At 66.7% G+C, this 12,641-nt stretch carries 15 protein-coding genes; 9 read left to right on the forward strand and 6 right to left on the reverse strand.

The features are described 5' to 3' along the window. The first annotated feature begins 38 nt into the window (after positions 1–38). Entirely contained in the window at positions 39–185 is a 147-nt protein-coding gene (locus NG696_RS10075) for a hypothetical protein (protein ID WP_252564782.1), read from the forward strand. A 200-nt stretch (positions 186–385) separates the two neighbouring features. Here the strand turns inward: NG696_RS10075 and NG696_RS10080 are convergent, their stop codons facing one another. From NG696_RS10080 to NG696_RS10100, 5 genes are all read right to left on the reverse strand, one after another. Next, complete coding sequence (locus NG696_RS10080; protein WP_252564780.1) at positions 386–1,852, reverse strand: multicopper oxidase family protein; 1,467 nt, start codon at positions 1,850–1,852, stop codon at positions 386–388. Then, positions 1,852–2,124, reverse strand: coding sequence for an SHOCT domain-containing protein (locus tag NG696_RS10085; RefSeq protein ID WP_252564779.1), 273 nt, complete (start codon positions 2,122–2,124; stop codon positions 1,852–1,854). Before NG696_RS10085 ends, NG696_RS10080 begins: the two co-directional genes overlap by 1 nt. Positions 2,125–2,305: 181 nt before the next feature. Further along, positions 2,306–3,190, reverse strand: coding sequence for a F510_1955 family glycosylhydrolase (locus tag NG696_RS10090; RefSeq protein WP_252575312.1), 885 nt, complete (start codon positions 3,188–3,190; stop codon positions 2,306–2,308). A gap of 54 nt (positions 3,191–3,244) precedes the next feature. Beyond that, positions 3,245–3,883, reverse strand: coding sequence for a DUF305 domain-containing protein (locus NG696_RS10095; RefSeq protein WP_252564775.1), 639 nt, complete (start codon positions 3,881–3,883; stop codon positions 3,245–3,247). A 138-nt stretch (positions 3,884–4,021) separates the two neighbouring features. Further along, positions 4,022–4,498 carry a hypothetical protein gene (locus NG696_RS10100; protein ID WP_252564773.1) on the reverse strand — a complete coding sequence of 159 codons (477 nt, stop codon included), beginning with the start codon at positions 4,496–4,498 and terminating at the stop codon, positions 4,022–4,024. Between the two features lie 215 nt (positions 4,499–4,713). Here NG696_RS10100 and NG696_RS10105 point away from each other — a divergent pair, with 215 nt between their 5' ends. Together NG696_RS10105 and NG696_RS10110 are read left to right on the forward strand one after the other, a co-directional pair. Continuing rightward, on the forward strand, positions 4,714–5,166 hold the full coding sequence (locus tag NG696_RS10105; RefSeq protein ID WP_252575313.1) for a universal stress protein: 453 nt from the start codon (positions 4,714–4,716) through the stop codon (positions 5,164–5,166). Positions 5,167–5,214: 48 nt separating this feature from the next. Next, positions 5,215–5,649: a CPP1-like family protein gene (locus NG696_RS10110; RefSeq protein WP_252564768.1), complete on the forward strand. Its 435-nt coding sequence runs from the start codon at positions 5,215–5,217 to the stop codon at positions 5,647–5,649. 60 nt (positions 5,650–5,709) lie between these two features. On the opposite strand, the gene NG696_RS10115 is transcribed toward NG696_RS10110, so the two are convergent. Then, a complete protein-coding gene (locus NG696_RS10115; RefSeq protein WP_252575314.1) occupies positions 5,710–6,054 on the reverse strand; it encodes a heavy-metal-associated domain-containing protein in 345 nt (114 codons plus the stop codon). Between the two features lie 221 nt (positions 6,055–6,275). On the opposite strand from NG696_RS10115, the gene NG696_RS10120 reads away from it, so the two are divergent. The 6 genes from NG696_RS10120 (at position 6,276) to NG696_RS10145 (ending at position 12,622) form a co-directional block, all read left to right on the forward strand. Next, positions 6,276–6,587 (forward strand): DUF2933 domain-containing protein, encoded by a 312-nt coding sequence (locus tag NG696_RS10120; protein WP_252575315.1) that lies wholly within the window; start codon positions 6,276–6,278, stop codon positions 6,585–6,587. A 162-nt stretch (positions 6,588–6,749) separates the two neighbouring features. Further along, a complete protein-coding gene (locus tag NG696_RS10125; RefSeq protein ID WP_252564762.1) occupies positions 6,750–7,010 on the forward strand; it encodes an SHOCT domain-containing protein in 261 nt (86 codons plus the stop codon). A 284-nt stretch (positions 7,011–7,294) separates the two neighbouring features. Beyond that, entirely contained in the window at positions 7,295–9,871 is a 2,577-nt protein-coding gene (locus tag NG696_RS10130; RefSeq protein ID WP_252575316.1) for a heavy metal translocating P-type ATPase, read from the forward strand. Between the two features lie 12 nt (positions 9,872–9,883). After that, positions 9,884–11,245, forward strand: a complete 1,362-nt coding sequence (locus NG696_RS10135) for a phenylacetate--CoA ligase family protein (protein ID WP_252575317.1) — start codon at positions 9,884–9,886, stop codon at positions 11,243–11,245. 559 nt (positions 11,246–11,804) lie between these two features. Then, the gene (locus NG696_RS10140) at positions 11,805–12,038 is read left to right on the forward strand and encodes a class I SAM-dependent methyltransferase (protein WP_252564756.1); all 234 of its coding nucleotides are present in this window, start codon (positions 11,805–11,807) and stop codon (positions 12,036–12,038) included. Positions 12,039–12,211: 173 nt separating this feature from the next. Further along, a complete protein-coding gene (locus NG696_RS10145; protein ID WP_252575318.1) occupies positions 12,212–12,622 on the forward strand; it encodes a hypothetical protein in 411 nt (136 codons plus the stop codon). Positions 12,623–12,641: the final 19 nt, after the last annotated feature.

Below are 12,641 nucleotides of genomic sequence, written 5' to 3' on the forward strand. Positions count from 1 at the left end.
TTGATTCAGGGCCCCGGCCGGTGTCGTAGCCCTGCACTATGATCCCGGACGTGGTGAAAATCGACGTGGAAGCGGTCGGCGCGATGCTGGACGACGTGGACACGCCCCCATCAGCGTACGGGGAGCTGGAACCCGACTACGAGTACTTGGAACCGGTGGCTATCTGCACATGCTCATGCCACTAGCCGAGCCCTTACCGGTCCGAAAACTGGCCGTCGAGTGCGTGGGACCAAAAGTCACCTGACGGCGAGGGCCGAGACGTCCAGAGGCAAGCAACCCTCATCAGGCAAGCGAATTCCTTGGTGGCCGCAATTGCCATACTGTCCGGAGCTTGGAACCTCGCCGATATGAGCTTCGCCCGAGCCGGCTTCCGGCCCACGTCTTCTCACTGCACTTCGATGACGCCCATCATGCCAAGGTCCTCGTGGTCAAGGATGTGGCAATGGTAGGCGGATCGTCCTCGGAAGTCCTTGAAAGCCACTCTGACCTTTACCCGCCCGTTCGCAGGTACGTTCACTACGTCCTGCCAGACAGCGGCCTGCTTGCCTTGGCCGTATTCCTCGATGATCTGCATCGGCCAGACGTGCAGGTGGAATGGGTGGTCCATGGGGCTGGTGTTGATCAGTGTCCACTCCTCGACGTTCCCGCCCGCGACCGTGGTGTCTGTTCTGGCATCGTTGAATTCCCTGCCGTTGATGGTGAAACGCATCATGCCCGCGCCCATACCCATGCCCATGCCAGCGGCCAGGACCAATTGCCGGCGTGCCGCGACTACGGCTGAGCGCAGGTCTCCCAGCCCCTGGTAGCCAGGCACGGCGGTCGGGGGTGCGGCCGGTGCGCCCGATACGCGGAGCGTGGCCAGTGCCGCGCCGTCGGGCTCCTCTGCTGGGTTCCGTGCACCGAATCCAGGGCCCATCATTCCGGGCATGGTTCCCCGGTCCCGGTAGAACGCGCGCAGGACGGAGTCGCCGGGTGCTGTGGTCACCAGGAGGTCTGCCCTGTTTCCCGGCGTGAGCACCAGGTCATCCACTTTATCCGGTTTCTGGAAGCGGCCGGAGTCCATGCCGAGGAGCTGCATTTGCTGTCCGTCGAGCCGCAGCCGGAGGTAGCGGGCGACACACGCGTTGACGATGCGCCACCTTTCCCGTTGCCCGGGGCGGGCACCGAATTGCGGGTTGCGTTGACCGTTGACCAGGAGCAGTTCACCCTCCCGGCCCATCATCCGCTCCATCGCCGGGACCGCAGGGATGTTCCCCAGCCCGTCCAGGGTGGTGTCCGACACGACCAGCACCCGCTCCACGCTCGCCTCGATGGGCTCGTGGTCTTCGATGATGATCGCTCCGAAGAGGCCTGCGAAGATCTGATCCGCGACCATGCCGTGATGGTGGGGGTGGTACCAGTACACGCCCGGGGGATGATCCTGGGGAAGGTTGTATTCGTAGTCGAAGCTGCTGCCGGGTTCCACCGAGACGAAGACATTGTCCCCGTTGCCCTCGGGGGACACATGGAGGCCGTGAACGTGCAGGTTGGTGGCCTGGGACAGGTTGTTGACAAGCTTGATCTTCAGGACGTCGCCTGCGCGTAGGCGAAGCGTCGGTCCGGGGATGCCGCCGTTGTAGCCGAGGGCCGCGGCCTGCCGGCCGGCCAGCAGTATCTGTCCAGGGGCAGCCTCGAGCCGGACCTCCAACTGCCCGTCAGCGCTTCGTTCCTCCGGCGGCTGGGTCAGCTCGCCTCCGCTGGCCGGGACAGGTGGGGAGGTCAGCGTCCACATCAGCCCGGCCCCGCCGACGACCGTCCCGGCGGCGCCCAGGCCGCCCAGGAGCAGCGCCTGGCGGCGGCTGATGGGCCGCACTACCGGCCCTCACCGAGAACCTTGAGCTGGTCGCGGTACTGATCCGCGGTCAGCTCTCCTTTCGCGAAGCGTTCATCGAGGATCTGGCGCGCCCTGCTCCCTCCCATGGGCGGCGGACCCCCTAGCCCGTCCGGGCCTCCGGGCCCGTAACCGCGGCGGATGCCGCCGCCGGCGACCCTCACTGCCAGCAGCACCAGGAGCGCGATCCCGATAAGCAGGAGAGGGCCCCAGAGCCACATCCACTCCATGCCTTGTCCGTAACCCCACATCATGACCGGCGCCTTCCGCTTCCAGGAGTTGGTACTCCGATTCTCTGCGCGGCGCCGGCTGACCGGTAGGGTCCGAGGTCCCGGGTCCAAGGTCCCGGGCCCCGGGTACCACTGTTCGGCGAGTCCGACCCGGCCAACGGAGGGCCGGCTGATGCTCAGGATGATGCAGTGAGGAGGAAGGTGGTCAGGAGCCGTCTGCGGCGGGTCGGAACGTGACTCCGCCGTCGGTGGAGATGACCAGCCCGCCGGCCGTGGCGGCCCAGATCGAGAGGTTTGCCTCCTGGCCCTTCACCGCGGCCACAGCCTGGACTGCGCCTTGGATTTTTCCTTTTCGGGTCCAGGTCGCGCCGGCGTCCGCGGAGGAGTGGACTGTCCCGTCGGGTTCGACTCCGACGGCGTCGGCGGGGCTGGCGAAGGCGGCGAACTGGAGCACGGGTCCGGTGTCCACCGTGTTCCATGCTTTCCCGCCGTCGGTTGAGCGGCGAATCCCTTGCGGGGTGGTGGCCAGGATGGTGTCGCTGGTCGGGCTCCCGGCCAGGACGGCCGGGACGAAATCCGTGGGCACGGTGTTCCAGGTTTTCCCGTCCGGGCTGGTACGCAGTCTGCCGTCGAAGCCGACGATTCCGGATTTGGTGGCGGTGAGCGCGTGGAAGTCGGATTCGCCTTGCCGGGAGAGCTGTTCCCACGTTTTCCCGGCGTCGGTGGATCTGATGAGCCCGAGCGGGTTGGGAAGGTCGGAGCCTTCTCCGGGGTGTCCGGAAGCGTACAGGACGCCGTGGTCAGTGCCGCCGGTGAAGCCCATCAGGTCGTTGGTGGCACCGATTTTGGTGGCGGGCTGTTTCGTCATGTCGAACAGACCCTCGTGGGTGGCCAGGAGCACCTGGCCGGTCTTGCTGCTGACGCTCAGGCCGTGAATGTGAGCGTCAGGCATGAGGCTACCAGTGCTGCCTGCAGGGGATGCTCCGGCGGTGACGGAGGACGGACTGCACGCTGTCAGGGCAAAGATGAGGCCGGCGCTAGCTGCCAGGGCAGCCGTGGCGCGGGTCCGGGGACGGGAGGGATTGGGCATGGGGGCTCCAGGATTCAGGCGAGGCATGGCAGGGATGGCGCCGGAGGACACCGGTCAGAGGGTGGCCAGGAGGTCCTGCATTTCCTTGATTTCAGCTTCCTGCGCGGTCACGATGTTTTTGCTGAGGTTGATCGCGTCGGCGTTCTTGCCCTGGGCAGTTTCGGTCTTGGCCATCGTCACGGCGCCCTCGTGGTGGGCAATCATCTGCTTCAGGAAGAGCTTGGCCGCTTCGGTGCCCTGCGCCGCTTCGAGCTGCTTCAGGTCGTCCTCACCCATCATGCCGTTCATGGTGTGGCCGGCGCCCATGGTCGCGGGTTCGTTCCAGCTCTTGAGCCAGCCGGTCATCGTTTCGATCTCCGGTGCCTGGGCCGCCTTGATCCTGGTGGCCAGGTCAGTGACCGACGCGGGGATGTCCTTCTTCTGGAGCATCATCTCGCTCATTTCCACGGCCTGTTCGTGGTGCGGAATCATTCCCTGGGCGAACATGGTGTCGGGCGCGTTGTGTTCGGCTGCGGCAGCCGGTGCGCTGCTGGACATCATGCCCGTGCCGTGGTCCATGCCCGGCATGGAGCTGCCGGTGGAGGCGGAGCTGGAGGTGGCGGAGGATCCGGAGGTCCCGGTTGAGCATCCGGCGAGGGCGAGTGCCGCGGCGATGGCGGTGGCGGAAAGGCTCAGAAATTTCTTGTTCATCATTGGTATTCAAGTCCTTCAAGACATCAGGGGGCGCGTTGGGCGCCATGGGAGTGTGTGCATCAGTGATACGCCGGACGGGTCCGCAGGGGAGCGTCGGACGGGGACGGGCGCCGGTCAGGTCACAGCGCGAGCCCTGTTTTACGTTCGGCTGATGCAGAGCTCGCCCGGTGAAGGGCTGCCGGGAAGATAGGGCCACCGCGCGCTGGTCGTGGTGAGGGCCCCGGTGTTGGTGCTCCGGGCGATGATTCCGGTGCCTGACAGCGGTGCTGTCAGGGAGCCGGTCTTTGCCGACGGGGTACAAGCCTCGGTCATGGCCTGCATGCTGGTGCAGTTGCCCGAGTCCGTACACTGCACGGTCCGGGCACTTGTCTCGTCCTGGACCCCGGGCTTGTCCGGGGCAGAAGACCGCCCTTGAGCATGTTCTCCGGTGTGGCCGGCAGGGGATGAATTGTGATGGGCGCTGACAGCGGCTGCCGCCGTGGCCGGTGAGTGCATGGCATGGGTGGTGGTCATGACATGCATGCCGAAAATCCCGGCAATAAGGGCCAGGACGGCTGCGAAGAGGCCCGCACGGAGAAGGAACGCGATCGCGGTAGCGTGTGCCGGTGCGGTCATGACGGTCCTCCTCCGTTCCGTTGCGGGCTTTCTGTTCAAAGACTACCGGCCCTGTGGCAGGGCACTTACCGCTACAACGAGCCTGCGCCGGATTCTGTTTCAGCCCCCGGCCGGTGCTGGTGACGAGACCGGGATCTTCGGCCCTTGCGGTGAAAATCAGGTGGAGAACACACTAAGGGCAACACTTGTGAAGAACCTGACGGAGGGCGGCATTCATGGGCGGCGATGGAGGATTCAGGATCCTGGCCGGGGTGGACGGCTCGGTCCCGTCGCGCCTCGCGCTGGAATGGGCAGTCACGGAGGCGCGGCTGCGCCACGGCCAGGTCCGCGTCGTGACCGCGTGGGAGTTCCCGCCCGTCGCAGTCGGTATGGAAGGCCTGGTCCGGGACCCGGACGTCTTCCCGCAGACCGCGCGCCGTCTCCAGAACGAGGCCCTGAAGCGCGTGGACAGCGAGGGCGTGACAGTGACCGGTGATGTTGTACAGGGCAATGCGGCCGATATGCTCCTGCGTGCGGCCGAGAATGCCGATCTGCTGGTCGTAGGTTCCCGCGGTCTTGGCGGATTCACCGGATTGCTGCTCGGCTCCGTGTCCACACAGGTCCTTCATCACTCGCCCTGCCCGGTACTCGTGGTCCGTACCCGGTCCCGGACCGGCGGCGAGGAATGAGTTATCTGAAGCCCCGCAGGGGCAACCCCGACGGCGAAAGCAGCGACGGTGACCGGTGACCACACCTCCCACGCTCATCCGCTGGCCGACCCCCACAGAGGGACGGTTCCAGGACGGACCTTCCGGGGCAGCTTCCAAGGCCTGTGGCACACGGTCGTCGGCGCGGTGGGCCTGGTCATGGGGATCCTGCCGCACGTCCTGCACCACATCGGGCTGCTCGCCGGGACCGCACTGGTGGCAGGATCCGGCGGCACTGCGCTGTTCGGGGCGCTGGGGCTCCTGGCGTCCGTTCCCATGCTCGTCCGCCTCCACCGGCGGTTTGGCAGCTGGGTCGCACCGGCGCTGGGACTGCTGGTCTTCGGCGCCATGTTCTCCCTGTCCGCGTTTGTCATCGGCCCGGCCATCAGTGGCACCGGAGGGGACGTGACCCCTGGCCCGGTGCCCACCCTGGATCACACCGCCGATCACACCGGCGGCCACTGACCACCCGCGGAGCCCGGGAATCCGGTGCTCACCCGGGCCCGCGGATTGCGTGGGTGAAGGCTATTTCGCGCCGGCCAGGACATAGCCGGAGGAGCTTACGGCCTCAGCCAGCGCCTCCCGGTCCGCGGTGCCGGTGATGCTCAGCCGGGACGTGCCGCCCGGGACCAGGTCCACTGTTGCCGATTCAACCCCGGACACACCGGACACGGCCTTTTCAACGGTCCGGACGCAGTGTCCGCAGGTCAGCCCTTCCAGGGCGTACTGCGCACCGGAAGCCTGAACCGCCGGCTTTCCGGCGGCCGGAGCCGCAGCACGCTTTTCGGCGGCGGGCGAGCAGCAGCTGCAGCCCTGCTGCGCCGTGGATGCCAGGGGCAGCCGGGTTCGTGGTTCGGGTGTTCCGCACATGTCAGTTTCCTTCGAAGCGAGGGACGGGAAAGAGCTGTTGCGGTTGAACGGCTGTAACGGCCCGGGCCTGGACAAACCACGTCACTGGCAACACTGAAAGAATACCCCCTAGGGGTATGTTGCGCAAGGGTTGTTGCAGCACCGGGCAGCCTCGTCCGCCTCCCTGCACTGCGGGCCGTTAGGCCCTTGCCGACGGGACCCTGCGGGTCAACACTCAGGGTATGAGTAGTCTTCCTGATCCGCGTCTCCCTGAAGCACCGCGGCCGTCCCGCGGCCCATACCAACCGTGGACACAGACGCTGCTGATAGTCCTCATCGCCGCAGCGTCGATCTACCTCGTCACCAACCACTGGCTCCATGTCCTGGATGCGCTGCCCTATCTGGGTGTGGTGCTGGTGATGAGCTTTTGTATGTTCGGGCATGGGGGCCACGGCGGACACGGTGGCTCCACCCATCAGGGGCACGGCGAGCAGGAAGCCCCGGGCGGCCCTGCCCGCCCCGGGCCCGGGGGAGCTGACGACCATGTCCACTGATTACGGGTACGACCTGTCATCGGCGTCTCCCTGTTCCTCCCCGGGGAACGCCCGCCGCCGGGGGGCAAGGGGACCAAAGACTCTGACGCCGCACACCGGGCGGGACGATAATGAACCGCAGGGGGCGGCACTGGTGCGTCCGCGTGCAGGGAGGAGACAGCGATGATGTATTGGGACGGGAACATGGGCGTCTGGGGGTACATCCTGATGGGGGTGAGCTTTGTGCTGTTCTGGGCCGCCATCATCACCGCCATTATCCTCTTCGCCCGCTCCATGGGAGCGGGCAGCCGCCGGTACGAGGGCGGCGCACCCGGTGCGGGCGTCGCAGAGAATCTGCTCGCGGAACGGTTTGCCCGCGGTGAAATCGACGAGAGCGAGTACACCGCCCGCCTCGCCGTGCTCCGCCGCGGACGCGGAGCGTGACCCGCCGCCAGATCCGGTCCGAGACCTTGACGTATACCCCTGGGGGGTATATGTTCAGTGTAACCGGAAAGCGACGTCCCGGGCGAGAGCCCATACGCAGTGAAGGTCCGGCAACGGGGTTGATAGAGCCCGCTGCCCCGCCCGAATCCCTTCATTGCAAAAGGACGCGCCATGCCTGCTGACCCGAAGCCCGCTCACGCTCAACGACCGGCGCAGGCCAATCGCCCAAGCATGCCTTCTGCTTTCCGGGACGTCGGTCCAGCAGCGGGGCTGAAGGAGGAGCAGTGACCACACCGCTGAAACGCACCGTCGTGGAGGTCCGCGGCCTGCACTGGGCCACCTCCAAGGCGGTAGTGGAACGCGTGCTGCTTCAGCGGCCCGGAGTCGCCGCCGTCGACGCGAACCCGGTCGCCCAGACCGCGACCGTGAGCTTTGACCCGTCAGTGACCTCGGTGGAGCAGATCTCCGGGTGGGTACGGGACTGCGGATACCACTGCCGGGGCGAATCGGTTCCCAACCACGTCTGCTACCCGATGGAAGAAACAGTGCGCACCCCCGGGCTGATGCACCCCACCACGCGTAAAGCCGGTGCCGGTCACCGGCCGTCCGGACACGTCCAACCCGCCGGGACCGTCCATCCGATGGAGCACGTGCATCCGGTGGAGCGTGATCAGCACGCCATGCACCCGGGTCATGCGCCGGAAACCTCGGAACCCCACACCGGGCATGCCCATCCGCCGGCCGAGAGCCATGCAGGCCACGGCCCGGACCAGCACGGTGAGATGGCCCGGACCGCTCAGGACATGATGGGCCACGGCGGACACCACGCCGGAATGTCTATGGATGACATGGTCAAGGACATGCGCAACCGGTTCTGGGTCGCTGCGGTCCTGTCCATCGGGGTGACGCTGTGGTCCCCGATGGGCCGGGACATGTTCGGCTTCACCGCCCCTACCCCGTTCGGGCTCCGTGACGACGTCATGGCCCTGATCCTGTCCCTGCCGGTCATCTTTTACTCGGCATGGATCTTCTTCGACGGCGCCTACCGGGCGCTGAAGGCCCGCACGCTGGACATGATGGTCCTGGTCGCGATCGCCGTGGGCACCGGGTGGCTGTACAGCGTCTGGGTCACCTTCACCGGCGGCGGTGAAGTGTTCTATGAAGCGGCCACCGTCCTTGCCTCCTTCGTGCTGCTGGGCCACTGGTTCGAGATGCGCGCACGGGGCGGAGCGAACGAGGCCATCCGCACGCTGCTCGAGCTTGCTCCGCCGGTCGCGGTCGTGATCCGCGACGGCGACACGGTTGAGATCCCCACGTCCGAAGTCCAGACCGGGGACCTGCTGCTGATCCGGCCGGGGTCGAAAATTCCCGTTGACGGGGAGGTCGAGGACGGCCAGTCGGAGGTCGATGAGTCCATGGTCACGGGCGAGAGCCTTCCGGTGACCAAGGCCATCGGTTCACAAGTGATCGGCGCGTCCATCAACACCACCGGCACGTTGCGGGTCCGGGCCACCAAGGTCGGAGCAGACACTGCCCTGGCGCAGATCGTGGCCCTCGTCCAGGAAGCCCAGAACTCCAAGGCACCAGGCCAGAGGCTGGCCGATAGGGCCGCGTTCTGGCTGGTCCTGGTCGCCCTGATCGGCGGAACCGTGACGTTCGCCGCCTGGCTCGCCCTCGGCGCCGGAGTCCAGGCGGCCCTGCTGTTCGCCATTACCGTTGTTGTGATCACCTGCCCCGACGCGTTGGGGCTTGCCACGCCGACGGCCATCATGGTGGGCACCGGGCTCGGCGCCAAACGGGGCGTCCTGTTCAAGAACGCCACCGCCCTGGAGGTCTCCGCACGGATCGACACCGTCGTGATGGACAAGACCGGCACCCTGACCAAGGGCGAACCGGAAGTGACCGACGTTGTTGTTGAAGGAATCGACCAAAACGAACTCCTGGCGCTCGTCGCCGCCGTGGAGCAGGAATCCGAACACCCTCTCGCTGCGGCCGTGGTCCGGCACGCCCGCGAACACGGCGCGGCCGTCCTGGCTGCCTCGGATTTCCTGAACGTTCCAGGCCACGGGGCCGGCGCGACCGTGGAAGGACACAGGGTACTGGTCGGCAACCGCAAACTCATGGCCAACGAAGGCATCGACCTAGGCCCGCTGGCCGCGGTGCGCGATGAACTTGCCGCCACCGGCCGGACCGCCGTGCTCGTCGCCGTCGACGGCCGGGCCGCGGCGGTGATCGCTTTGGCGGATGCTGCGAGGGAAACCGCGGCTGCTGCAGTCGCGGCCCTGCACGAGGCCGGGATCGAAGTCGTCATGCTCACCGGGGACAACGAAGCCACCGCCCGGAGGATCGCCGGCCAGCTGGGCATCGACACCGTCATCGCCGAAGTGCTCCCCGGAGACAAATCAGCGAAGATCGCCGAGCTGCAGAAGCGCGGAAGGGTCGCCATGGTCGGGGACGGCGTCAACGACGCCCCGGCCCTGGCGCAGGCCGACCTCGGCATCGCGATCGGCGCCGGCACCGATGTGGCCATCGAAACGGCCGACGTCGTGCTCATGCGCTCGGACCCGCTGGATGTGCCGATCGCCCTGAGGATCGGCAAAGGCACCCTGCGGAAAATGCGGCAGAACCTGGGCTGGGCCGTGGGGTACAACGCGATAGCGCTGCCCATCGCGGCAGGGGTGTTCGCCTTCGCCGGGATCGTCCTCAGCCCGGAGATAGCGGCCCTGTCGATGTCCGGTTCCAGCTTCCTGGTCGCCGTCAACGCCCTGCTGCTCAAGAGGTTGCGGCTTCCCCGGCCGGCGACGCCCGAGGCCACCACGGCGCATGCTGCCCGGCCGCTGGCCCCGGCCGGGAACCGTTAGGCCCATCCCGCCATGGACATCCACCTCATCTCCCGTGTGTTGTTCCTACGGGCCGCATGGCGGAGAAGGGACCACTGGGACGCCGCGCGGATCACCGCCCACCAGGAACGCGCCCTGCAGGAACTGCGACGCGCAACCTACGCCGGCTCGGAGTTCTACCGGCGCCATCATGCCGGACTGCACGACGGTCCGCTGGACCAGCTGCCGTCGGTGACGAAAGCGGACCTGATGGACCACTTCGACGAGGCCGTCACCACACCGGACCTGAGGCTGGCGGATCTGGAGAACCATCTGCGGTCCCTGACGCAGGGCGGTGGAGACCCGGGAGTGCCGTGGAAGGGCCGGTGGTGGGCAGCTGCGACGGCCGGGACCACGGGCCGGCGCGGAACCTTCATTTGGAACCGCACGGAATGGGCGACCGTCCTGGCCTCCTACGCCCGCGCCAACGATTGGGCAGGGATCTCCGCCGGGCTGACCCGGCCGCTGAAAATGGCCTTGGTCAGCTCCCGCGTCCCCACACACCAGTCCGCCGTCGTCGGAGCATCCCTGCGCTCCGGACTCGTCCCCACCCTCCGCCTGGACGTCACCGCACCCATGGATGAGACGGTCGCCGCGCTGAACCGGTTCCAGCCCAGGATCCTGGTGGGCTACGCCTCAGCACTCAAACCCCTCGCGGCGGAGCAGCGGGCCGGACGCCTGCGCATCTCGCCGCAGGGCGTGATGTCCGCCTCCGAAGTGCTCAGCCCACACACCGCCTCGGAACTGGAGGCGGCATGGGGAAGCGCCCCCTTCGATGTCTACGCCGCCACCGAAACGGCCGGGATCGCCTCCCCTTGCACCTACCGGAACCGCCATGTCTACGAGGACCTGCTGATCATCGAACCCGTGGACCAGGCCGGCAACCCCGTCCCGGCCGGGACAACCGGGTCAAAGCTCCTCGTCACCGTGCTGTTCTCCCGGACCCTGCCGCTGATCCGCTACGAAATGTCCGACACTGTGAGGCTGGGCGGACGGGGCTGCCCCTGCGGACGCCCCTTCACCCTTCTGGAGGACATCGAAGGGCGGATCGAAGACGTCCTGCAGCTGCCAGGCACGGAGGGGCCGGTCAGCGTCCACCCGATAGTGTTCCACCACGTACTTGACGAAGCAGGAAGTGCGGGGTGGCAGGTCATCCAGGAGCCGTCCGGGCTGCGGGTCCTCCTCGCAGGCCTCGCTCCCGGAGCCTCCACCGAAGGGGTTCGGACTGCCGTAGCCGGCGCGCTCAACGAAGCCGGTGTAGTAGACACCCAGGTGGACGTACACGTTGTTGAACGCGTTGAACGGACCGCTTTGGGGAAAGCACCCTTCGTGCGAGGGTTGACGGGCCGGCGATGACAAATCCGTCCTTCTGAAGGAACCCCTGACGCTATTCGGCGATGCGTCGAATACGTGCAAACCGGGTCGTCATCGGGTTGCGAGGAAGCTCTCATGCAGAACTGCGTCGCGGCCCCGGGCCGGTATTGAGTTGGTCAGGGGCAGCACACGAAGCGTGTTGACCGCTACTGCCCGCCGGAGGAGCATGGGTGGCAGGCGCGTGCGCGGAACCGGGGCAAGATGCGGCGAATGCGAGGAACGGCATCGGTTGCCTTATTTCGCGTGATCCAGGTGGCGCTCGTCCCGGTGGGGACAATCGGTTACTTGCGGGCTGTGCCTAAGCTGCTCGTCTTCAGCCGGCAGGCGCGTGTGTCGGCGACCCTGTTCGCTTCGCTCTACACGCGATACATGCAGTACCGGTTGGGCGCCAGGGCGGATGAACCAGCATCGCGGCTCATGATGGTCATGCCCGATGTTTCCCGGGCCGGCTTCGGACTGGCGACCACACCGACGATGGCGGCTCATTTCCTCATCGGCTACTTTCCAAGGATCTACCGCTATCCGTACGAGGGCGACCCCCATGCGTCATCAACAAAGCGCACGGACCACCTTCTACGCCGCCGCCCTCGCCCGGCACCTCCCCGGCATCACCCAGCTGGCCGCCGACTTCCAGGCAGAGGCCTGGTTCGAGAAGCTTGCCGAGGCTGGCTTCGACTCTGCCGGGACGACGTTCTTCCTCTGGGAAGCGGTGACCATGTACCTTGGACCGCAACGTCCGCCAACCCTGCCTGCTTCATCCGTTCGGGAGGCCTGAATAACCCGATTAGGTGGGACCACTTTCACCGGCCCTACCGGCGCCGCAAATACTAGACCCAACGATCTTTTCCAGGCAATCAAAGACACCTGTCCAGAACGTATAACCGCAGGTCAGGGGCCTAAATTAGCCCCGAAGTTTATGGGAATATATGTTCGAATAATATGGACACCATGCAAACCCCATCCCAGCCGCGACCGTCTCCGGAATCCCCACCCGCCGGCGGATCGGTGCGCCCCGCCCGGGATGCCCAGGACGCCGCCTCGGCACAGCCTGCAGGTCTGATGAAAGCGATGAGCCCAGGAGTGGTGGACTTCCTCTTCCGCCAGCTCGTCGCAGGTCGGCTCCCTGTGGACATCCAGTGGCAGGAGGAAGGCGTCACATTGACCGCCCAGCCGGCGGGGGCAGAGCTGGCCCGCAGGTTGGACGAAACCGACCTCGATGCCTTGACGCCCACGGAACTGTTCCACTACGTCCGGGCGGCCCAGCGGCTCGCGGCCTGGGCTGAGGGGCAGCGGGAGGCTGCGGTGGACCGGTACTGCCAGCCCAGGGAAGCCGCAGGATGGCATAGTTCCCTCGGCTAGGCGCGCATCCCTAGGATAA

Origin of the sequence: Pseudarthrobacter cellobiosi, assembly GCF_023913755.1 — a bacterium.
In the GTDB taxonomy this organism is placed as follows: domain Bacteria; phylum Actinomycetota; class Actinomycetes; order Actinomycetales; family Micrococcaceae; genus Arthrobacter; species Arthrobacter cellobiosi.